Source organism: Achromobacter aloeverae (genome assembly GCF_004121055.1).
Lineage (GTDB): Bacteria > Pseudomonadota > Gammaproteobacteria > Burkholderiales > Burkholderiaceae_B > Bordetella_C > Bordetella_C aloeverae.
Genome location: NZ_PYAL01000005.1, coordinates 76816 through 100268 on the forward strand (window position 1 = coordinate 76816; position 23453 = coordinate 100268).

General features: G+C 64.3%; 14 protein-coding genes. 11 read left to right on the forward strand and 3 right to left on the reverse strand.

The annotated features are described in order from the left end of the window. The first annotated feature begins 8 nt into the window (after positions 1 to 8). Genes bcsB (C7R54_RS17090) through C7R54_RS17120 form a run of 7 tightly spaced genes read left to right on the forward strand, consistent with a single transcriptional unit; the run spans position 9 to position 12123 of the window. The gene (gene bcsB, locus C7R54_RS17090; protein WP_240039575.1) at positions 9 to 2342 is read left to right on the forward strand and encodes a cellulose biosynthesis cyclic di-GMP-binding regulatory protein BcsB; all 2334 of its coding nucleotides are present in this window, start codon (positions 9 to 11) and stop codon (positions 2340 to 2342) included. Positions 2343 to 2344: 2 nt separating this feature from the next. Further along, a complete protein-coding gene (bcsB, locus tag C7R54_RS17095; RefSeq protein WP_240039576.1) occupies positions 2345 to 4663 on the forward strand; it encodes a cellulose biosynthesis cyclic di-GMP-binding regulatory protein BcsB in 2319 nt (772 codons plus the stop codon). 19 nt (positions 4664 to 4682) lie between these two features. Next, complete coding sequence (gene bcsZ, locus C7R54_RS17100; protein WP_240039577.1) at positions 4683 to 5969, forward strand: cellulose synthase complex periplasmic endoglucanase BcsZ; 1287 nt, start codon at positions 4683 to 4685, stop codon at positions 5967 to 5969. Then, entirely contained in the window at positions 5945 to 10048 is a 4104-nt protein-coding gene (locus tag C7R54_RS17105) for a cellulose synthase subunit BcsC-related outer membrane protein (RefSeq protein ID WP_129151658.1), read from the forward strand. The genes bcsZ and C7R54_RS17105 overlap by 25 nt, the downstream gene beginning before the upstream one ends. 33 nt (positions 10049 to 10081) lie before the next feature. Further along, a complete protein-coding gene (locus tag C7R54_RS17110; protein ID WP_129151659.1) occupies positions 10082 to 10741 on the forward strand; it encodes an SGNH/GDSL hydrolase family protein in 660 nt (219 codons plus the stop codon). A 51-nt stretch (positions 10742 to 10792) separates the two neighbouring features. Further along, the gene (locus tag C7R54_RS17115) at positions 10793 to 11455 is read left to right on the forward strand and encodes an SGNH/GDSL hydrolase family protein (RefSeq protein WP_129151660.1); all 663 of its coding nucleotides are present in this window, start codon (positions 10793 to 10795) and stop codon (positions 11453 to 11455) included. Next, positions 11452 to 12123 carry an alginate O-acetyltransferase AlgF gene (locus tag C7R54_RS17120; protein ID WP_129151661.1) on the forward strand — a complete coding sequence of 224 codons (672 nt, stop codon included), beginning with the start codon at positions 11452 to 11454 and terminating at the stop codon, positions 12121 to 12123. Before C7R54_RS17115 ends, C7R54_RS17120 begins: the two co-directional genes overlap by 4 nt. Positions 12124 to 12160: 37 nt before the next feature. Here the strand turns inward: C7R54_RS17120 and C7R54_RS17125 are convergent, their stop codons facing one another. After that, positions 12161 to 13021, reverse strand: a complete 861-nt coding sequence (locus tag C7R54_RS17125; protein WP_129151662.1) for a polysaccharide deacetylase family protein — start codon at positions 13019 to 13021, stop codon at positions 12161 to 12163. Between the two features lie 84 nt (positions 13022 to 13105). On the opposite strand from C7R54_RS17125, the gene C7R54_RS17130 reads away from it, so the two are divergent. Further along, a complete protein-coding gene (locus C7R54_RS17130) occupies positions 13106 to 14515 on the forward strand; it encodes an MBOAT family O-acyltransferase (RefSeq protein WP_129151663.1) in 1410 nt (469 codons plus the stop codon). Positions 14516 to 14525: 10 nt separating this feature from the next. Beyond that, positions 14526 to 15671 carry an alginate O-acetyltransferase AlgX-related protein gene (locus C7R54_RS17135; RefSeq protein ID WP_129151664.1) on the forward strand — a complete coding sequence of 382 codons (1146 nt, stop codon included), beginning with the start codon at positions 14526 to 14528 and terminating at the stop codon, positions 15669 to 15671. Positions 15672 to 16035: 364 nt separating this feature from the next. Here C7R54_RS17135 and C7R54_RS17140 read toward each other — a convergent pair whose 3' ends face one another. Both C7R54_RS17140 and C7R54_RS17145 read right to left on the reverse strand, forming a co-directional pair. After that, complete coding sequence (locus C7R54_RS17140; RefSeq protein ID WP_158021236.1) at positions 16036 to 16308, reverse strand: DUF4148 domain-containing protein; 273 nt, start codon at positions 16306 to 16308, stop codon at positions 16036 to 16038. Between the two features lie 1486 nt (positions 16309 to 17794). Next, complete coding sequence (locus tag C7R54_RS17145; RefSeq protein WP_129151666.1) at positions 17795 to 18961, reverse strand: pyridoxal phosphate-dependent aminotransferase; 1167 nt, start codon at positions 18959 to 18961, stop codon at positions 17795 to 17797. Between the two features lie 360 nt (positions 18962 to 19321). Here C7R54_RS17145 and C7R54_RS17150 point away from each other — a divergent pair, with 360 nt between their 5' ends. Together C7R54_RS17150 and mnmG are read left to right on the forward strand one after the other, a co-directional pair. Continuing rightward, a complete protein-coding gene (locus tag C7R54_RS17150) occupies positions 19322 to 19522 on the forward strand; it encodes a cold-shock protein (protein WP_129151667.1) in 201 nt (66 codons plus the stop codon). Between the two features lie 1987 nt (positions 19523 to 21509). Continuing rightward, the gene (gene mnmG, locus C7R54_RS17155; protein WP_129151668.1) at positions 21510 to 23426 is read left to right on the forward strand and encodes a tRNA uridine-5-carboxymethylaminomethyl(34) synthesis enzyme MnmG; all 1917 of its coding nucleotides are present in this window, start codon (positions 21510 to 21512) and stop codon (positions 23424 to 23426) included. Positions 23427 to 23453: the final 27 nt, after the last annotated feature.

Consider the following 23453-nt stretch of genomic DNA (forward strand, 5'->3'; position numbering starts at 1 on the left):
ATAGATCGATGACCCCCAGGCCCGAAGCGCGACCGCTCCTGCTGCGCCGCTCGCGCGTATTGCCCGCCCTGGTATCGGCCCTGCTATCGCTGGGCGCGCCGCGCGCCATGGCGGCGCCCGCCGACAATTCCGCGCCGCCGGCCGCCGCGCCCAAGCCAATCCCGGCCGCGGCTGCGCAAGCCGCGCCGGCCTTGCCGCCCGGCGCCTATACGTACTCGATCCCGCTTTCGCGCCTGAGCGGCCAGACGGCGCTGCCGCTGCGTGGCGTCGACGGCATCAACGGCCTGGGCTTCGGCCAGCGCATCGACCAGTCCATCATCGGCGCGGATGTTCATCTGAACTACACGTATTCGCCCTCGCTGCTGCCCGACCTGTCGCACCTGAAGATCATCCTCAACGGCGAGGTGGCCCAGAGCATTCCCTTGCCCAAGGAAACCGCGGCCGATCCCGTTGAACGGACCGTCGCACTGCCGGTGCCGGCGTTGGCCGAGTTCAACCGGCTCGACATCCAGCTGGTCGGCCACTACACGTTGGGCTGCGAGGATCCGCTGCACTCCAGCCTGTGGGCGGACATCGCCGGCCGCAGCACGCTGGACCTCACGGTCACGCCGGTCGACCTGCCCAATGACCTCGCGCTGCTGCCCGCGCCGTTCTTCGACAGCCACGACATCCGCCAGCTCAACCTGCCCATCGTGCTGGGCCGCGCGCCCGACGCCGCACGGCTGGAAAGCGCGGGCATCGTTTCATCCTGGTTCGGCGCGCAGGCGGGCTATCGCGGCGCCAAGTTCACCGCCAGCATCCAGGACGTACCCGCCCATGGCAATGCCATCGTGCTGCTGCAACAGGGCGACAACCTCCCGGGGCTGCAAGCGCCCGCTGCCCAGGGCCCGACGCTGGCCATGGTGGCCAACCCCAACGATCCGCATGGCAAACTGCTGCTGGTCATGGGGCGCGATGCCAAGGAGCTGAAGCAGGCCGCCACCGCGCTGGCATTGGGCAACCAGACCCTGTCCGGCCCAACCGTGCGCATCACCGAGCTGGCGACCCTTTCGCCGCGCAAGCCCTACGACGCGCCGAACTGGCTGCGCAGCGACAGGCCGGTGCTATTCGGCGAACTGGCCGCGCCGCGCACGCTCAACGTCTACGGCCATCGTCCCGCGCCGATCAATGTCAGCCTGCGCATGCCGCCCGGCCTGTTCGGCTGGCACAGCGACGGCGTGCCGGTGCAATTGAAATATCGCTATTCGCCGCGTCCCAGCGCGACGCAATCCGTCATGGAAATGGTGGCCGGCGAGCAGTTGGTGCGCAGCTTCCGTCTCAACGACGGTTCGCCGTCCTTCTACGACAAGCTGTCCAACCAGCCCACGTCCGAAGGCCAGGCGACGGTGATGGTGCCGCCCTACCTGTTGCCGCCGCTCACCGCGCTGCAATTCCGCTATGTCTACGAATACGCCAAGCTGGGCGAATGCCAGAACAGCATCGTCGACAACATCCAGAGCGCCATCGATCCCGGTTCCAGCATCGACATCTCGGGCCTGCCCAAATATGCCGCCATGCCCGACCTGTCGTTGTTCGCCGACGCGGGGTTCCCGTTCACGCGCATGGCCGACCTGTCGGAAACCGCGGTGGTCCTGCCCGACAACGCCACCGTCGCCGACTACTCGGCGTATCTGACGCTGCTGGGCACGATGGGCCAGTCCACGGGCTATCCCGCGACCGGTGTGACGGTGGCCCAGGCCACGCAGGTGGAAGGCCTGAAGGACAAGGACCTGCTGGTGCTGGCCTCGGGCGCCAACCAGCCGCTGGTCAAGCAATGGAGCGCCTACCTGCCCAATGGCTTTGATGGCGCGCAGCGCAAGTTCGCCCTGTCGGACTGGTTCTCCGGCGTCGTCAACTGGTTCGGCCCCGATCCGCGCGATCGCAAGCGCACCGCGGACCTGAAGCTGACCTACGCCGGTAGCGGCGCCAACGCCACGCTGGCCGGGCTGGAGTCCCCCTTGAAATCAGGACGCAGCGTGGTGCTGGTATCGGGCGCCGACAGCGATGGCCTGGATGCGGCGGTCAACGCCGTGCTGGCCAACCGCGACACGAACAACAAGGTGGAAGACCTGCAAAGCAAGATCGGCGGCAACCTTACGGTGGTCTCCGGCAAGCAGGCGCTGACCGTGCTCGACGACCAGAACTACTACGTCGGCTCGCTGCCGCCGTGGTTGGGCTTGCAGTGGTTCTTCTCCAACCACCCCCTGACGCTGGTCGGCGCCCTGGTGCTCAGCGCCCTCGTCATCGCCGTACTGCTCTACCTGTCCCTGCGCGCCCGTGCGCAACGCCGCCTCGGATCCTGAACATGTCCAACGTACAACGCCAAGAATTCACCCAACGCCACGCGATTGCGAAGTGGTCCGCGCTGTTGATGAGTTGCGTGTTGGGCGCGCAGGCCGTTGCGCAACCCGCCAACCGCGCCGCCGCCAACGCCACCAACGCCGCCGCGACGCAGCCCGCTGCACAAGCTGCCGCCGCCCCCTTCAAGCCCGACATCACCTACACGCTCGAGCAGCTGGGCGCGCAATACCCGCTCAATCTGCGCGGCGTGGACGGCAGCAATACCCTGAACTTCAGCGTCCGCAATGACGAAGTGGTGACCGGCGCGCGGCTGGACATGCGCTACACCTATTCGCCGTCGCTGCTGGCGGATATTTCGCACATCAATGTGCTGGTCAACGACGAAGTCGCCGCGACCATCCCGGTGCCCAAGGAGACCGGCGGCGTCAACCTGCAGCGCACGGTCGAGATCCCGCCGTACCTGATCACCGCTTTCAGCAATCTGCGCTTGCAGCTGATCGGCCACTACACCATGGACTGCGAGGACCCGCTGCACTCCAGCCTGTGGGCCAACATCAGCAACCAGAGCAAGCTGGAACTGGCCACCTCGCAGGTGCAGCTGCCCGACGAGCTGGCCAACCTGCCTGAACCCTTCTTCGATCGCCGCGACCGGCGCGAACTGCAATTGCCCTTCGTTTTCGCGGCCAATCCCGACACCGCCATGCTGGAAGCGGCGGGCGCGGTGTCGTCGTGGTTCGGCGCGTTGGCGGGCTATCGCGGCGCGCGTTTCACGGCCTCGGTCGGCCAGATTCCCGCACAGGGCAACGCCGTGGTATTGGCTGTCGGCAACAACGCGCCCGGCACCTCGGGCACGCCGCTGCAAGGCCCCACGCTGGCCGTGACGGCCAACCCGACCGATCCCAACGGCAAGCTGCTGCTGGTGATGGGCCGCAACGCCAAGGAACTGAAGCAGGCCGCCAATGCGCTGGTGACCGGCAGCCAGGCGCTGACCGGCGCTTCCGCCACCATCACCCAGGTGGCCGACCTGCAGCCGCGCAAGCCCTATGACGCGCCCAAGTGGCTACGCACGGACCGTCCTGTCTCATTCGGTGAACTGATCGAGGCCAAGCGCCTGAACGTGTCGGGCTACAGCCCCGACACCATACGCATCGACGTGCGCGTGCCGCCGGACCTGTTCGGCTGGCGCGAGGACAAGGTGCCCGTGAACCTGCATTATCGCTACACGCCGCAACCCACGTCCGTGAATTCCTCGCTGCTGTTCAGCGTGGACAACCAGTTCGTCAAGTCGATACCGTTGTTCGCGCTGGAACGCATCGCGGACGGCGAGAAGCTGCGCGCCCAGGTGCTGCCGGATGAAAGCCTGCCCATGCAGGCTCGGCTGGACGTGCCGCTGGAGCTGTTGAAGTCGCGGTCGCAGCTGCAGTTCCGCTACATGTACGACTACATCAAGCAAGGCGAATGTCGCGACATCATCATCGACAACGTACGCGGCGCCATCGATCCTGAGTCGACCATCGACGTCAGCGCCTACCCGCACTTCATCGCCATGCCGGATCTGGCGGCCTTCTCGCAAGCCGGCTTTCCGTTCACGCGCATGGCGGACCTGTCGGAGACCGCGGTGGTTCTCGGCAGCAATGCCGCCGCGCAGGAATACGGGGCCTACCTGACCGTGATGGGCCGCATGGGCGAGTCGACCGGCTATCCCGCCACCGGCGTCACGGTGGTGCGTGCGCAGCAAGCCTCGTCGGCGCCGGCCGGCAAGGACCTGCTGGTGATCGCGTCGGGCGCCGACCAGGCCTGGTTGAAGGACTGGGCGGCGCGCATGCCTGCCGCCTATGAAAACAACGGGCGCTTCACGGTATCGGACCTGGTCTACCGCGTGCTGGGCTGGTTCCACGTCGATCCACGCCAGGATGAAACGCCGCCGCGCACCGCAATGGCCTATACCAGCAGCGGCGTCAGCGCCGTGGTGGCGGGCTTCGAATCGCCGCGCGAAAGCCAGCGCAGCGTGGTGCTGATCGCCAGCAACCAGCCCCAGGGCCTGCAGGATGCCACGTCAGCGCTGATCGGCGGGAAGGACTATGACCGCCCCATCCAGGGCAGCCTGGCCGTCATCCGCGGCAAGCAGGTCGACTCGCTGGTGGGCGACCACCAGTACTACGTCGGCAGCCTGAGTTTCTTCAAGCGCATCGACTGGTGGTTGTCGTCGATCAATCCGAACCTGACGCTGATCGGCGTGGTGGTCACGCTGGCGATCGTGCTTGCCATGCTGGCCCTCCTGTTGAGCCTGCTGCGTCGCAAGCCCAAGTCGCCCTCGATCTGAAGCAGGGATGCGGACGACCATGCCCACGACGATGCTCGCGCCCTCGCGCCCATCTGGCCTGCCTCGCCCGGCTCGCGCCTTCATGCCCGTGGCCTGCGCGTTGCGCCGGGCGGCCGCGTGGCTGGTGCTGGCGTTGGCGGCCCCCGTGGCGGCGCAGGCAGCCCCGGCCGCCCAGGCGCCCACCTGCGCGCCGCCCGCCTGGTCCAGATGGGACGCCTTCAAGCAACACTACGTGCAGAAGGACGGCCGCGTGCTCGATGCCAGCACGCCGCGCCAGCACAGTTCATCGGAGGGTATGTCCTATGGCATGTTCTTCGCGCTGGTGGCGGATGACCGCGAGACGTTCGACCGCCTCTGGCACTGGAGCGTGGACAACCTGGCGGGCGGCGACATCTCGAAGCACCTGCCCGCGTGGTTCTGGGGCCTGCGCGATGACGGGACCTGGGGCGTGATCGACGCCAACTCGGCTTCGGACGCCGATCTGTGGTTCATCTATGCGCTGCTGGAAGCGGCGCGCGTGTGGCACAGGCCGGATTACGAGCGCGATGGCAAGGCGCTGCTGGCGCTCGTGGAAACACGCGAAGTCGCCGAATTTGGCGGTCCCGGCGGATTCGGCGCCATGCTGCTGCCGGGCGCCGATGGATTCGTGCAGCCGAATCAATGGCGCGCCAATCCCAGCTACCTGCCCATGCCCGTGCTGCGCCGCCTGGCGCAAGCATCGCCGCAGGGCCCGTGGAACAAGATCGCAGACAATACCTTGCGCCTGATCCAGCAAAGCAGCCCACGCGGCTATGCGGCCGACTGGGTAGCCTATGACGTCGACAAGGATGGCGTAGGCAAGTTCGGACCCGATCCGGCCAAGGGCGCCGTGGGCAGCTATGACGCCGTGCGTACATACATGTGGGCCGGCATGACCGCGGTGGACGATCCCTTGGCGAAGCCGATGATGCAAGCCCTGGGCGGCCTCGCGCAAGCCACCGCGCAAAATGGCGTGCCGCCCGAGAAGGTCGATGTCCATACCGGCGCGCTGTCGGGCACGGGGCCGTTCGGTTTCTCGGCAGCGCTACTGCCTTATTTGCAGGCATCGGGTCAGCAGGAACTGCTGGAAAGCCAGCTTGGCCGCGTGCGATACGCATGGTACGCAAGCCTGGCGCCAGCGCAGGTGGCACGGCACCAGCCGCCTTATTATGATTACGTGCTCAGCATGTTCGGCACCGCGTGGCTGGACGGTCGCTATCGCTTCCGGCGTACGGGGCAAATCCAATTAGAGTGGGAGAAATCATGTCCGCACGCCGTCACACGGTAGCCCTCGGACTGTTGGCCGTACTGGCCCATCCGGTGGCTTGGGCGCAGGACGATGCTTCCCGCACACTGGTGGAGCAGGGCCGCTACTGGCGCGCCCAGGGCAAGCCCGAACAAGCCGCGCAAGCATGGGAGAAACTGCTCCTGGCCGATCCCCGCCAACCCGAGGCGCTGTATGGAATGGCGTCGATAGACGTCGACAAGCAGCAATACGCCCAAGCGCGCGACTACCTTGCTCGCCTGCGCGCGGCCGCGCCCGACAGCCGGTACGTGCCGCTGCTCGAACAGGACCTGCGGCTGGCCGTCAATCCAGGCAAGGCCGACATCGACAAGGCGCGCCTGATGGCGCAGGATGCCGCCAACAAGAACGATGCCGCCGCCATGTCCGCGGCCATCGCCCAATACGACAAGGCGTTGGGCAGCAAGACGCCGCAGGGCGACGTGGCACGCGAGTACTACACATACCTGGGCTACACCAACGGCGGCCTGGATCGGGCCATCCAGGGCCTGCAACGGCTGGATCGCGAACAACCCGGCAACCCCGCCGTCATGCTTCCGCTGGCGCAACACATGGCGCGCAACGAACGCACGCGCGCCGAAGGCATCCGGCGCCTGCAGCAGTTGTCCAGCCGTGCCGACATCGGCGGCGCCGCAACCGAATTCTGGCGCACGGCCCTGACTTGGCTGGGCGCGCCGAGCGCCGAAGAAAAGCCGTTGTTCGAGTCATACCTGGCCAAGCACCCGGACGACGCGGAGATCCGTGCCCAGATGCAGCAGGTGCGTACCGCCGCCGCCGGCAAGGTCGCCGCCGTGCCTACCCAGGATCCTCGCCTGGCGCGCGGCTTCGCGGCGCTCAAGCGCGGCGATATGGCAACGGCCGAAAGCGAATTCACTGCCAAGCTGAAGGAAAGCCCGAACAACGCCGATGCGCTGGGCGGCCTGGGCGTGGTGCGCATGCAGCAGAACAACCTGCCCGAGGCCGAGCGCCTGCTGGCGAGTGCCGCCGCCCGCCCCGGCGGCGCCAGTTGGAACAAGTCGCTAAATTCGGCACGCTACTGGAACCTGATCAACCAGGCCAATGCCGCGCAAGACGCCAACGACCTGGCATCGACGCGCAGCCTGCTGGAACAGGCGTTGCGGCTGGATGCGCGCGAGCCGGCGGGCCGCAATGCCGTGGCGCGCCTGTATGCATCGCAGGGCGACATGGCGACCGCGGAGAAGGCCTATCGCGCCGTGCTGGCCACCGACAAGAACAACCGCGAAGCGCTCAGCGGCCTGGTGGGCGTACTGGCCCAGACCGGCCGCGCCGACCAGGCCATGCAGTTGGTCAACAGCCTCGGTCCCGCGCAGCAGGCCGAACTGGGCGACCTGCGCCAGGTACGCGCGGCCGTGGCCGCCGGACGTGCCCGCGCAGCGGAGCAGCGCGGCGATACCGAAGGCGCGCGCCGGGCGCTGGAAGACGCCTTGCATGACGATCCCAACAATCCATGGACCCGCCTGGAACTGGCGCGCTACTACCTGGACAAGGGCAACCGCGCCGAAGCGCGGCGCCTGGTCGATGGCCTGTTGTCGTCCAATCCCGATATGCCGGACGCGCAGTACGCCAGCGCATTGCTCTCGATGCAGATGGGGGAGTGGAGCAAGGCGCGACAGACGCTGGCAGGCATTCCGCCTTCCAAGCGTACGCCAGCCATGGCGAGCACCGAAGCGCAGGTGAACTTCCAGTTGCAGGTGCAACGCGCCTCCGACCTGGGCAAGGATGGCCAGACGCAGGAAGCCAGGGCCTTGCTCGCCCGGCTGGAACCCGCGGCGGGACAGAACCCGGCACTGGTCGGCGCGATCGCGCAGGCTTACGCGGACGCGGGCGACCCCGCGCGCGGCATGGCTCTGCTGCGCCAGCTGCAAACCGGCCCCGGCGGTACCCGTCCCGACGTCTTGCTAGCTTACGCGGGCCTGTTGGTGAAGACGGGGCAGGACGTCGAGGCGGCACGCGTGCTGCGCCAGATCCAGGCTCAGAAGCTGACGCCCGCGCAGGCTCGCCAGCAGGAAGACCTGGTTTTCCTGTACACCGTGCGCCAGGCCGAATTGCTGCGCCAGCGTGGCGACGTTGCAGAGGCTTATGACGTACTGGCTCCCGCGCTGAAAAAACGTCCCAACGATCCCTTGGTCGTGGCGGCGCTGGCACGCATGTATGCCGAGGCGGGCGACAACGCCAAGGCGCTCGAGCTGTACAACAACGTGCTCGCCAACGAACCCAATAATCCCAACCTGCTGCTGGGCGCCGCACAGGTGGCGTCGCAGGCGGGCGATACCCGCTACGCCAACAACGCGCTGGAGCGCGCCGTCGCGGCCGCGCCCAACGATCCCGACATCCTCGCCGGCGCGGCTCGCGTCTACCGCGCTAACGGCAAGACCGGCAAGGCCGCCGATCTGCTGGCCTCCGCCATCGCGATAAAACAGCAAACCGAGCAGACGCAGGTGGCCATGGCGCCAGCCTATGCCGATACCGGCGTGCCGGCCAATCCGTTCCGCTCGCGTTCGAGTTCGAGTGTGCCGCCCGCGGCCATGGACGCCACCGTGCAATCCATGCCCGTCGCGCCATCGACCGACCTGGCCGGCACGCCCGGCAATCCGCAACAGGCCGCGACACTGCTGGCGCTACCCGCCGGCCGTCCGGCGGCCGCGGCGCCCACGCCACCAGCGATGCCCGATTACATGGCTTCCTCGGCTCCGGCCCCGGCCTCCACCGCCGCCGTCCCGCAGGACGTCGTGGTGGCGCGCCCGCTCACGCCGGGCAGTTCGTCGCAGTCCATCACCGTGCCGCAAGCGCCGGGCGCCGCATCGATGGGCAACGCGCCGACAGGATCTCCATCCGATCTCGTCGCGATGCAGAACGACCTTCGGGAGATACGGGAAGAGCGCTCGCCGGAAATTCGCGTCGGCGCGTTCGTACAGTCCAACAACGGCGCGGACGGCATGAGTCGCCTGACCACGGTGCAAGAACCGGTGGAAGTCCGCCTGCCCCTGGGCGAAGGCAAGCTCTCCTTGCGCGCTACCCCCGTGCAGCTCAACGCCCGTTCGGTGGGCAGCGATACGTACAACAGCAGCCAGTTCGGCGCGGGTCCGGTTGCCACCCTGGCGCAGCAGGCAGGCCTCGTGGGCGCGCCCGGATCGCAGAAGGACAGCGGTGTCGGCCTGTCGGTAGGCTATGAAACCAAGAACCTGACGGCGGACATCGGCACCACGCCGCTGGGCTTCGAACGCAATAACGTGGTGGGCGGCGTCGACTGGAAAGGCACCATCGACCCCGCGGCGGGCAGCTGGTATTCGGTGGGTGCCTCGCGCCGTGCCGTCACCGACAGCCTGCTGTCGTTCGCGGGCGCGCGTGACTCGCGCACGGGTGACACCTGGGGCGGCGTCACGGCGTCCGGCGTATCGGGCCAGATCGGCACCGATAAGCCGACATACGGCGTGTACGGCTATGGCTCATGGCAATATCTCGACGGTAGCAATGTCGCGTCGAACACCCGGGCCGAAGTCGGCGGCGGTGTCTACCGCTACCTGGTGCGCGACAATGACCGGCTGTTGACGGCGGGCTTGAACCTCGGCGCCACGTTCTACAACCGCAACGAACGCTTCTTCACCTACGGCAATGGCGGCTACTTCAGTCCGCAGGAGTTCTACGCGTTGAGCGTACCGATCACCTGGGCCGAACGCCTGGACCGCTTCAGCTACAAGCTGCAAGGGTCGGTCGGCATCCAGCACTTCCATGAAAGCAGCGCCGACTATTTCCCGACCAGCTCGTCGCGCCAGGCGGCGGCCGTGCAAGCCGCCGCGGCGCTGGGCCTGGGCGATGGTGCGGTCTATTCAGGACAATCCAAGACAGGGGTAGGCTATAACGTGGCCGCCACGGCGGAATACCAGCTGGCGAACAACTGGTTCGTCGGCGCGACCGTCGCGGCCGACAACGCCAGCGACTACCGCCAGTATGCGGGCGGCCTGTACCTGCGCTACACGTTCTACCCGCAAACCCGTCCCATGGACATGCCGGTGGTGCCCTATCGCTCCCCATACAGCCGATAACGCGCACACAGCCATTTTTCAGGAGTCATCGACATGATTGCCTCAGTACTCGCAGGTCTTACCATCCTGGTCGTGGGCGACAGCCACCTGGGATATCCCGGCTATCTGATCGACACCCTGCAAGACAACCTGCTGGCCAATGGCGCCAAGCAGGTGCATACCGTCGGCGTGTGCGGCTCGACGCCCGCCGACTGGCTGACCGCCACGCCCGGCACCTGCGGAGGCGCCGAGCGTATCGGCAAATCCCCCATGGTGCGCAAGGAAACCATCAGCACCACGCCGATTTCGCAGCTGCTGGCCACCGACAAGCCCGATCTCGTCATCGTCGTGATGGGAGACACCATGGGGGGCTATGGCAAGGACGTATTTCCCAAGACCTGGGCCTGGCAGCAGACCACGGGGCTGACCAAGGCGATCGCCGCGAACAAGACCGCCTGCGTCTGGGTGGGCCCACCCTGGGGCAGCCCTGGAGGCAAGTACAACAAGACCTTCGGCCGCGTGCAGCAGGTGTCGTCGTTCCTGGCGACCAACGTCGCGCCATGCGAATACATCGACACCACGAAGATGTCCAAGCCCGGCGAATGGGGCAGCACCGATGGCCAGCACTTGACCACCACCGCCTACAAGGCCTGGGGCAAGGACATCTCGGACGCTCTCGTCCAATTGCCCGGCGTGAAGAAACTGAAGCAGTGAGAACCATGCGCCCTACGGCAGGTGAGGGCGCAGCAATGAGGAGTCCGTAGCATGCCTTTGTCCGCCCTGGCGGGTTTGTCCCTGCTGGTCATAGGCGAAAGCCACCTGACCTTGAACAACTATCTGCGCGAGCCCCTGCAGCAGGCCCTGCTTGCCCAGGGGGCCGCCCACGTGCACACCATCGGCGCCTGCGGCGCGAGCCCCGCGCGCTGGCTCAAGGCCACGCCCGTGGATTGCGGCGCTGACCAGGTCGACAACAAGCCCGCTGTCGTATTGGGCAAGGAAGCGCGCACCACGCCGATCACCGACCTGATCCAGAAGGACAAGCCGGACGTCGTCATCGTCATCATGGGCGACACCATGGGCTCCTACGACAAGCCCGTGTTTCCCAAGACATGGGCGTGGCAGGAAACCACTGGGCTGACCAAGGCCATCGCCGGCACCAACACGACGTGCGTATGGGTGGGTCCGGCGTGGGGCACCGAAGGCGGCCCGTATTCCAAGAACGCCCCGCGCACGATGGAGTTGTCCAAGTTCCTGGCGTCGAACGTGGCGCCTTGCACCTACATCGATTCGTTGAAGTTTTCCAAGCCGGGCGAGTGGCAGACCCTGGACGGCCAGCATTTCACGCAAACGGGCTATGCGGCCTGGACGAAGGCCATCGTCGCCGCCCTCGATGCGTCTCCCGCCATTACGAAGCTGAAGAAAAAATGAAGAACCCGCTGATTCTGCTGGCGCTTGCCGCCACGCTGTCCGCAACCGCCGCGGACGCTGCCGAGGTCCCGCTCTACGAGACCGGCCCCGCCGAGGACTCGTCCTTCGTGCGCTTCGTCAACGGCGGCCAGCAGCCGCTGGAAATCGTCGCCACCGGATCGAATGCGCGGCTGACCTTGGACACGGCCAAGCCCGCCTCGGATTTCCTGCCCATACGCGCCGGCAAGCCCATCGAGGGCGCGCTGGTGCGTGGCGGCGCCAAGCGCAATGTATCCGTCACGGTGCAGCCTGGTGAATTCGCCAGCGTCGTCGGCCTGGACGATGCGGCGGGCGGCCTGCGCACGGTCGTCGTGCATGAACAGCCGGACGACTTCAACGCCCTGAAGGCTTCCGTCGCGTTCTACAACCTGGACGCGCAATGCGCCTCGGCCGCATTGCTGGCCGCGGGCCGCAACATCGTCTTGCTGGACCAGGTGCCGGAAGGGCAGTCCAAGCGCCGGCAGATCAATCCCGTGCCGCTGAGCGTGCAGTTGTCTTGCGCGGGCCAGGCCGTGGGGCAGCCACTGGACCTCGGCACCTTGGAGGCCGGGCAACGCTACACGGTATTCCTGGTGCCGGCGGGCAAGCAATCGAGGATATTCCAGGCGACCGACACGGTGGCGCGTTGACATGGCGACCCGGCGCGCCGCCGCCTTTCGGGGCGCGTCACCGGCAAGCGGGTATCGGCAGCGCGTGCTGCGTCCCGTCAGCAATGGTGTAAGGACGCTGGTAGATGGGGTCGGTAAAGGCCTCGGCAGGATCGGCGAACGTCCAGCCGTTCCTTTCGAACATGGCCAGGATATCCGGCAGCACGATGGTATTCAGGCCATTGGTATGCAGCAGCAACACCTGCACCGGACTGCGGCCCAGGCGCTGCTGCCATTGCGCCTGCTGTTTCCGCACTTCCTGCCACAAGCGATCGAGATAAGGCTTGCGGTATTGATCGACGTCCAGCTTGGGATTCTTGTTGGCCGCGGCAATGAAGCGTTCGCTGTAGTTCCAGTCGTCGATGGTGATCGTGACGGGCGCCACGCCATAACCGTGTTGCGCCAGCAGGTTGTAAAGCCGGTTGCGCCGTTCAGGCGTGCTGCCTTCGTTGAGATAGGGCAGGCGCAGGCGCGGGCACCAGCCCGGCATCGTGTTCACCAAGGCCTGGTCGCGCAGCACGTCCTGCATGAAGGCCTCGGGCGTCGTGTCATCCAGGAATCCGCGATGGGTATAGGTGTGGTCACCGATGCCGTGGCCAGCCGCGCCCCAGGCGCGCACCAGCGCCAATCCTTCCGGACTGTCGACGAATATGCCGGCCGGAAAGATCATCGCGCGGACGCGATGCTTGGCCAGCGTCTCCAGCAGATAGGCGTTCCACTGCGCGGCGCGAGGCTCGATGCGGGGATCCAGGCCATCGTCGAAGGTAATGGCCACGCGTTGCGCCATGGCCTGGCAAGACAGCAGGCCCAGTATCGCGAACCCCAGCGTGCGGCATATCGCGGCAAGAATCCGTTGGAAGAATATCGGCTGGCGCATCATGGCGCCGATTCTAATCCTGCCTTCCCTTCCTCCGCTATCGCGCGGTGGGACCAACCGTCACATTGACAGAAAAATAATCGAGCAATGGTCTTCGCCTCCCTGGAATTCCTGACGCTGTTCCTGCCGGCGTTCCTCGTCGTATACGCCCTGGCGCCGCAACGCGCGCGCAACTTCGTGCTCCTGGTCGGCAGCTGGCTTTTCTACAGTTGGCTCAAGCCCATCTACCTGCTGCTGCTCGTTTCGGTAACGGTGGTGGCCTGGGGCGGCGGCCTGCTGATCGAGCAATCACGCGCGGGCCGAGGGCGCAAAGGGCTGCTGGTGCTGCTGCTGGCAGCCAATGCCGGCGTGCTGTGCTGGTACAAGTACGCCAACATCCTGGTCTCCACCTTCAACGACCTCATCGCCATGCGGGGCGCCATGCCACTGGCCTGGGAACGCGTGGCCCTGCCGGCGGGCCTGTCCTTCTTCGTGCTGCAAGCCGTGTCCTACCTGGTCGACGTCTACCGCAAGGACGTCCGCGCCGAACGCAGCTTCATCGACTTCGCCGCGTACAAGGCGATGTTCGGACAGCTCATCGCGGGCCCCATCATTCGTTGGGCCTGGGTCGACAAGGAAATGGCCCACCGCACGATGGACTGGGAGAACTTCTGCCTGGGCGCGCGCCGATTCATGGTCGGCATGAGCATGAAAGTGCTGGTCGCCGACACGCTGGCGCCCGTGGTCGATGCCGCATTCGCGCTGCATCAGCCATCGCTGGCCGATGCGTGGATAGGGTGCGGCGCCTACACGCTGCAACTGTTCTTCGATTTCGCCGGCTACAGCGCGATGGCGATAGGCCTGGGCCTGATGATGGGTTTTCACCTTCCCGAGAACTTCAATCATCCCTATCTCGCGCGCAGCATCCAGGACTTCTGGCGCCGCTGGCACCTGTCGCTGTCGAGCTGGATCCGCGACTACCTCTACATCCCCATGGGCGGCAATCGTGGCGGGGTGTGGAAGACCTATCGCAATCTGCTGGTGACCATGGGCATCGCCGGACTGTGGCATGGCGGCGAAAGCTGGAACTTCCTGCTTTGGGGCCTGGCGCACGGCGTCGCGCTGGCGGTGGCGCGGGCATGGAGCGGCAACGGCCTGCCCGTCGTTCCATCATGGCTGTCACGCGTCCTCACGCTGCTTTTCGTCATGCTCGCCTGGACGATTTTCCGGGCCGCGAATTTCCACGCCGCCCTGGCCATGTATCGCGGCCAGTTCGGCCTTAACGGCATCGCGCTGGGCGATTCCCTGTCGTACGTGCTGCGCCCCGCGCATGGCCTGGCGGCGGCGCTGGGGGTATTGTGCGTCGTATTGCCGGCGCTCCAGCCGTGGTGGTCATCGCGACCCCCGACGCGCCTGCGGGTCTTCTGGAGCGCGCTGTGGCCCGTGGCGGGCTTCCTGCTGGCGTACGCGCTGATCGCCGCGCGCGGCGCCGTGCCTTTCCTCTATTTCCAGTTCTGAGGCGGACACGATGAATACTCGTCCCGAACAACCGCCCACCGCCAATCCCAGCATGTTGAACCGGCGTACGTCCCGTCTCGCGGGCGTGGTGCTGGTGGCCTTCATGGGCGCCGCCGTCATCAGCAATGCCTGGTGGACGTGGACGGGAGATCACACCTTCCTGCCCGACGATCTCTCTACCCATCGCATTCTCGACGGCGGCGTGACCCACGACATGTCCTTGCGCCTTGCGGACATGGACTTCAGCAGCGAGGCGGCCCGGCTCCAGCGAGGGCTTGGATGGCTGACGCTGCGCGACCTCGGGGAACGCGTACGGCGCGGCTGCCCGGGATGGCTGTTCCTGGGCGATGAATTGCAGGTGCATGCCGACGCCGAGGCCAACGAAAAGTCGCGCGCCGACATCGTGGTCCAGCTGGGGCAGGCGCTCGCCAAGCGGGACATCAAGCTGCTGGTCGCGGTGGTTCCCGATAAAAGCCGCATCGAAGCCGCGCGCCTGTGCGGCCTGCACCGGCCGGCCGCGTTCGAGGGCCGCCTGGCGCGGTGGGTCCAGACCCTGCAAGGGCAGGGCGTGCAGACGCTGGATCTAGGCGCGGCGCTGTCCGGGCTGGGACAGGACGCCTATTACCGAACCGACACGCACTGGACCGAAGCAGGGGCGGGAGCCGCGGCGAACGTTGTCGCCGATCAGGTGAAGCGTAGCGGGGTGCCCTTGCAGCCGCCCCAGCGCTATCGCGTCACGGCCTTGCCGCCGGCGCCGCGGCCCGGTGACCTGGTACGCCTCGCCGGGGTCGATTGGCTCCCCGCCCGTTTGCAACCGCCTGGCGAGATCGTTGAACAACATACCTGGACCGTGGAGGCAGCCGCCGCCGCGCCGGCTGCCAGCGCCGACGACCTGTTCGGCGACAGCGGCCTGCCGACCCTCGCGCTGATCGGTACGTCCTTTTCGCGCACGTCGGCGTTCGTGCCGCAACTGTCCCAGGCGCTCGGCATCGCCGTGGGGAATTTCGCGCGTGACGGCGGCAAGTTCGGCGGCGCCGCGCAGGCGTATTTCAAGAGCGCCGCCTGGAAGCAGACGCCGCCGCGCCTGGTCATCTGGGAGATGGACGAACGGGATCTGCAAGCGCCGCTCACCGCGGAAGACCAGGTGCGTTTCTAGCTTCCAGAAACGCGCTTTCCAGGAATGGCGGTTCCAGGTTGGCGCTTGTGGGCGCCGCTATTCGTCCGCGCGGCTTTCTTCCCTGGGAAAAACGTCGCGGGCGGTCTTTTCATACGCGTGGTTTTCCACGTTTTCCAGGCAGTTTCCCCCAGGGACTCCACAGGGTTTTCACAGGCTTTCCCACACCTTGTCCCCAAGGATGTTCCGCAGGTTTCCACAGCATACCCTCAGCCTGCCCCCAGGCTTTTCCCCAGGCTTATCCCCAAACCGGGCAGAAAAAAAGCCCCGCATTTCGCGGGGCTTGAGCCTGCACGGCGTCATCGAGTTCTATTTGTGCGCCGTCCTTGCCTGTGATTTGTGCGTATCAGGCGAATTCGGTGCGTCCGCTGTCGTCACCTTCGCTGACCTTCACGCCTTGTTGGAAAACCGCATTGTCGATATCGCCCTTCATGTCGATGCCGGCAGCCTTGGCCTGCTCGAGCTCAGCCTGCACTTGAGCGCGGCTCGCACCTTCATCGGCTTGGCCATAGACGCCTTCGAAAGGAACATTGTCGACATCGCCGATCGGGGTGCCCGCGTGGGCGGCGCCGGCAATCAGGGCCAGGGAAACAGCAACAGCGCTAGCTAGGATCTTCATTTCAAACTCCAGTCCGGTTAAGCCGGTCCAGGGGGCGGTACCCACCGCGCGCCTGCTGGACCGTCGCTCTATGGACTGCATTGTGCGCTTCACCGAATCTAGGATAAACCCTAGCTATCGAAAAAGATTTATCCAAAAAATCGACTAATAGTCGGACCGCATGACGGATTGGGTGCCCGGATGAGGCACTCGAAGGGGACAGCCATCACCGGCGCGAGCAAAAGTGCTGTGGATAACCTCTAAGCGGCGGACTTGTGCACACCGTGTGGAACGAATCTGGACAAAACCCGCTTTCAGGGCCGTCCCGAAAAGTTGCTCAACTTTGCCCAGCGCCGGAAACAGACTTCCTCCACATCTGAAAAGCCACGTAAGCCACTGAAATTCAAACCCTTTCTGCTGTTGATGCAGTTATCCACAGACACCCACCATAATCATTCTTTTTATATAGAAAAGAAGGTGTGAAAACATTCTTTCCCCTCGGCCACCGCCCACCCCACCCCGTGAGAACAGTAGGTTCAACAGAATTTTGGGGACATATAAGGCCTGCCGGAGACATGTGATGTCTTCCACCAACGCTCCTGTTCACCCGCAAACGTATTTCCCGTCCCACAGCGTGATGGCGAAGCCACCCGGACGCCCGAGGTACACCCTCGGCGACCAAATCGCGCCAAAGCGTGGATAACCAGGTCCCTGGGCGTTAGCCAGCTATCAGGAGGCAGGGAAATCGCCAGCCATGTCCTGACCCTGCGTACTGAATGCGCATTTTTGCGTAGCCAGAGGGGGCGTTTGCTCTTTTATCCACAGAATCGACGAAAAAACGGGCTCGGCCCGTGCAAATTGGGCTGATCCGCCGCGCGACGCAGCGCCCTTATCCACGAACGCAGCGCCATCCCGCAGGATGGCTGTACAGCAAAGGCAAGGAATGCGTGAAGTCCTGTGGATAAGCACTAAGTCGCCTACATGTGCACAGCATGTGGACGGTACAGGCATAAATACCGCTTTCGATGTCGAACCGAAAAGTTGCTCAACTACCGTTCACACGCCAAACAGAAGCGCTGCACAAGCAAAAACGTCCGTAAGTTTCTGAAATCCCGAACGTTTCCGTAGTTGATGCAGTTATCCACAGACCTTATCCATCATTAGTCTTTATATATAGAAGAGATAGGTGAACAACTTAGGAAGCGGAACTCCGGGGACAAGGATGCGCGGACCAAGTCGCCATCCGATGGCTTGTTTATCCCGGGATATCCAATGCCAACGGCACGGACCCGCAGGCATTGGTCTCTTCTTGACACCTGGGCGAAGAAAAGGGCAGCGCGAGGGCCTAACCCTTGCCTGCCCTTTTGGTGCGTAACCTGGACCCGGCCCATGGTCCTCGGCAAGAAAAAGCCCCTTCAGGGCCATAGCGTGCCTTGAAGGGGCCTTTCAGGTTGGGGGTTATCCACACCCGTGCGCGATCTGGTGGCCGACCGCGTACTTTGTACGTTCAAACGCGCTGCAGTTTTTCCAGGGCCGCGTCCAGCGTCTCATCCCGCTTCGCGAAACAGAAGCGGACCAGGCGGTGATTGGATTCGGGCGCGTCCGGCCGTTGATAGAACGCGGAGATGGGGATAACCGTTACCCCATGATCCACGGTCAGCCACCGGGAAAAGTCCGCCTCGGGCAGGTCCGAGATGGCCGAGTAGTCCGCCATGAGGAAAAACGTGCCGGGGCTGGGCAGGGGTTTGAAGCGCGTCTTGGCCAGTCCTTCGCTAAGACGGTCCCGCTTGGCCTGGTAGAACGCCGGCAGGTCCATGTACGGCTGCGGGTCTTTCATGAATTCGGCCAGGGCGAACTGCATGGGGGACGAGACGGTGAAAACCATGAACTGGTGCACTTTGCGCAGTTCGAGGCTGAGCTGGCGCGGCGCGCAGCAATAGCCGATTTTCCAGCCGGTGGTGTGATACGTCTTGCCGAAGGATGAGATGACGAAGGTATGTTCGGCCAGCAGGGGACGGCGCGCGAGGCTGGCGTGGGGCTTTCCGTCGAACACGATGTGTTCATAGACTTCGTCGGATACCAGCAGGATGCCCGTGTCTCGCACGATTTTTTCGAGGGCATCCAGGTCGCTTTCGTCCAGGATGGCGCCGGTAGGGTTGTGCGGGAAGTTCAACATCAGCAGCCGGCTTTTCGGCGTGATGGCGTCTCGAACACGCTGCCAGTCGATACGGTAGTACGGATCTGTCCCGGTCGGCGCGCGTAGCGGAACCGGAACGGCCGTCGCTCCCGCCAGGCGGATCGCGGGCAGGTAGGAATCGAAGCAGGGCTCGATGACGATGACTTCGTCGCCGGGACCCACGGCGGCCATGACCGTGGCCATCAAGGCCTCGGTTGCGCCACTGGTGACCGTGATTTCCGTTTCGGGGTCGTAGGCGTGGCCGTACAGCGCCTTGGTCTTGGTCGCGATGGCTTCGCGCAGCGAAGCCACGCCCGGCATGTAGGGATACTGGTTGTGGCCGTCGGCCATGGCCTTGTCGACCAGCTTGAGCAGGCGCGGATCGGGATTGAAGTCCGGAAAGCCTTGTCCCAGGTTGACCGCCTTATGTTCGACGGCCAGGCGGCTCATGACGGTGAAAATGGTGGTGCCCACGTCGGGCAACTTGGATCGGATCATGGTGTGTCGGTTGGGGGTTGTGACGTGTGGCATGAAGTATCCCACCATTGCCAGGCCTATGTGGGATGTCGCGACACGATGCCAGGAGATAGGCGGCCGTCGCCGCTCATGGCGCGCGCCGCGGGGGCTGGTTGAAAAAAAGCCACATAAGGGTAAACAGCACGTTGTCCGTGTCGGGGGCGTCTGAGTATGCTCGATCAGCAGTGATATTCATGCCGGGCGTCATTATCTCTTCGCTGAACCTCGGTCCACCCCTGAGACACGGCGGGCAATAGAGTAAGCATGGCCGCTTGCGGTTGGAAAAAGCGCATTTTTGAATAACACCGCCTACCGTACCGTGTTTCTAGAGGAAGTGAGTATATGAAGGGCAAAGTGAAGTGGTTCAACGCTGACAAGGGCTATGGTTTCATCACGCCCGATGAGGGTGGCACGGACGTGTTCGCCCACTTCTCGGCAATTCAAGGCCGCGGCTACCGTAGCCTGAATGAAGGCCAGGACGTCGAATTTGAAGTCAAGGAAGGCCCGAAGGGGCCCCAGGCGGCGGAGATCCGTCCGCTCTAACCCGGGTAATCCGTTACCCGCGCCGGGTCAGCCGGCAACAAACGCCCCGAGGCCTTTTGGTCCGGGGCGTTTTTCATTGCCCTGTGTTCGCGGCCTTGATTATGTGCATAACTATGTGAGTAACTGTGGGAGTTCGATGGATAAGCGCCAGGATTCGGACGCCGTTGCGGATCGGAAACTGGCCGCCTGAGAGATATCCCCGGATGCAGTTATACACAGCTTGAGCACGCTTATCAGGGGGCGCCGCGTGGCGTTCGCGGATAGCCGTTCGGGGTCGGATGGGTAATCTTTATAGGGAATTTTGTAAAACAGCGCCGGTTTTTGCCGCTGAGTTGGCATTTTTTCCCATTTGCATGGGCCCCACTCGAGGCCTGCCCAGGGCATGAGCTTGGAGGCGGCCTTACGTTATTCACAAAACTATCCCCAGGCTTGTACGGCTTCCCGGACGCTGCGCGAGTTGGCTCCGTTGTATGGGTCCAGGCTGTGGATTACTTTGTCCCCAGTCTTGATTTGCTCTGGGGCGATGGCGCACTTCTTTGCTTCATCAATGAATGCTGTCCGCGCTCGCGTGTCTGCATCCCCAGGCCAGAGGATACTGGGTGAAGATGTCGCGTGATTTCTCAGAATAGCCGTGGGGACTATTCATGGCACTGGGATGGCGCTTGCTCCGCTGAGTCCGTCATTGCCCGTGATGGAGGAGGGGACATCACGGATTCAGGGCGGCGTTTGGTTTTGCGCTACAGCGGATCGGTCCTTTGGCTTAGGACATCTCTCAGCCTTGTTTCACGTGGAACATTGATAGTCGGTCGCCGGGTGGGACAGCGGACGCGCCGGGCGGGGTACCACTCCGGTCGCAAGCGCGGAAGCCATCTCGGGAGTATAGGGAATCCTTTGGCGCGAAGGCCCCGGATGGCCGCGGCGGCCGATGTTTCACGTGAAACATCAACTCTAGTTAGAGGACCTGTTCTAGTTATGGATAGAACGAGTGTCGCCGCGTTCCCGCGTGTGGGAATGGCGCACCGCTCGCACCATGCGGGCCCGTGTCCTCATCCGTGTGGCGGCCAGGTGCTGGGCATAGGTCTTGGTTAGCGCGAGAATCTCGGCCGACGGCCAGGAACGTGTCGGTGGGCTGCAACATGAGGGTGCTCGCAGCGTGGAATATGCTGCCGATGGCTGGATAGCGGACTCCAGCGCGGCTAGAATCTATCCTTCGCATCGCCGTCGTGTAGGGAGACCCGGGCCGTCGCATTTACGGCGGTGGTTGAGGGGTGGGCATCCCGGTTAGCTGAGCGGCGTTGGGTGAGCTTCAGTTCAATCCCGATCGATCCGGCATGGTTTGAGCAGCCGGTTGTTCCACGTGAAACACCTCCCTTGGCTCTGTCACTACGGCGACTTCGTGGGCGGGCGGCCCCCTGACCGCGCGAAGCCTCAGAAATCCATGGCCTAACGACGCATGGGCATGCGAGCGCGTTAGGACATCATGCGTTATGTGTAGGCAAAGTTCGTAGTGTCCGCGTATGTGTCCATACGGGGCGTTCCGGTGACGACGGTAGCGGCACTGACATGGTCTTGCGTCTAGCGGGTAGCGGGAACGTGATCAGCCATACCGCGTTCAGACACACCGATAGGACGCCACACCTCCGTCGAGAAGGGGTAGGACGTTGTCAGCTCGCATATATCAGTGGACCTGCGGGAGAGGAGGGCGGTATGCCGCAGGACATTGAGCAGCACTGAGGACCGCGCTGCCTCCGACCGGTGCATTCGGTCCTCGCTGTGTTGCCGTTACGCAAGGCGCAGTATCCGCGTGACCCGGGTGATCAATCCCTTTCTTGCCTTGTCCGCGGCGGCGGCAAGGCGGGGGAGGGGCAGGGATGGCGGTGTTAGCCCCCCAGCCTTAGACATCCATCCACTGTTTCACGTGAAACGTAGCAAGGCCGCCGCCACGAATTTATAATCCTCCCCTACAGCTCTTTATCTGATTTGCAAAATGGATTATCCGCGTGAGTTCGACGTGATTGTGGTGGGCGGCGGCCATGCCGGAACGGAAGCCGCCTTGGCATCCGCCCGTGCTGGCGCCAAGACGCTGCTGCTCACCCACAATATCGAGACCCTGGGGCAAATGTCCTGCAATCCCTCCATCGGTGGGATAGGCAAGGGACACCTGGTCAAGGAGATTGACGCACTCGGCGGCGCCATGGCGATCGCCACGGACGAAGCGGGTATCCAATTCCGCATCCTGAACGGTTCCAAGGGACCTGCCGTCAGAGCCACCCGCGCGCAGGCCGACCGGGTCCTTTACCGTAAGGCCATCCGTACCCGCCTGGAAAATCAGCCGAATCTCTGGCTGTTCCAGCAAGCCGTGGATGACCTTATGGTGGAAGGCGACCGGGTCACCGGCGCCGTAACCCAGATCGGCTTGAAGTTCTTCGCGCGCAAGGTCGTGCTGACCGCGGGCACCTTTCTCAATGGCTTGATCCACGTCGGCCTGCAGAACTATTCGGCGGGCCGCGCCGGCGATCCGCCGGCCATATCCCTAGGCCAACGGCTGAAGGAACTGAAGCTGCCGCAAGGCCGGTTGAAAACGGGCACCCCGCCTCGCATCGATGGCCGCACCATCGACTACAGCGTCCTGGAAGAGCAGCCGGGGGACCTGGATCCCATCCCTGTTTTCTCGTTCATGGGATCCGCGGCCATGCACCCGCGGCAACTGCCTTGCTGGATCACCCATACCAACAGCAGGACCCACGACATCATTCGCGGCGGCCTCGATCGTTCGCCCATGTACAGCGGCGTCATCGAAGGTATTGGACCTCGCTATTGCCCGTCGATCGAAGACAAGATTCATCGCTTCGCCGACAAGGCCAGTCACCAGGTCTTCCTGGAACCGGAAGGCTTGGACACGCACGAGGTCTACCCCAACGGCGTGTCGACCAGCCTGCCTTTCGATGTCCAGCTGGACCTGATCCACTCCCTGCCCGGCCTGGAAAACGCGCACATTCTTCGCCCAGGCTACGCCATTGAATATGACTACTTCGATCCACGTGGACTGAAGTCGACCCTGGAGATCCGCGCGATATCCGGGTTGTACTTCGCGGGCCAGATCAACGGTACGACCGGCTATGAAGAGGCGGGCGCGCAAGGCTTGCTGGCCGGCGTAAACGCGGCGCTGGCCGCACTGGGGAAGGAACCCTGGACCCCGCGCCGCGACGAGGCCTATCTGGGGGTATTGGCGGACGATCTCATTACCCGTGGCGTCACCGAGCCCTATCGCATGTTTACTTCGCGCGCCGAGTACCGGCTCAGCTTGCGCGAAGACAATGCGGACTTGCGGCTCACCGAGACAGGCCGACGCCTGGGGCTGGTGGACGATACCCGTTGGGACGCGTTCAACCGCAAACGCGATGCAGTCGAAGCTGAAATACAGCGCTTGCGGTCTACCTGGGTCAACCCGCGCATATTCCCGGCCGATGTCGCCACACCCTTGCTGGGGCAAGCCATTGAACGTGAGTACTCACTATCAGATCTTCTGAAGCGGCCGAGCGTGTCCTATCGGCAGCTGATGGACGCCCGCAACACCGACGGCAGCCTGCTCGCCGGTCCCGGCGTCGAGGACACCGAGGTCGCGCAGCAAATCGAGATCCAGGTCAAATACGCCGGCTACATCGCTCGCCAGCAGGACGAGGTGCAAAAGCACCTGACCCACGAGCAGCAGCCGATACCCGCCGACATCGACTACGACGCCGTCACCAGCCTCTCGTTCGAAGTCAGGCAGAAGCTGAAGACGCACCGTCCCGAAAACATCGGCCAGGCCGCTCGCATTTCCGGCGTCACGCCGGCGGCGATCTCCTTGCTGCTGATACACCTCAAGCGCCTGCATTACGGCTCGCGCAAGCACGCCGCATGAGCCCCGTCCGGACGCCCGGAGCGGCAT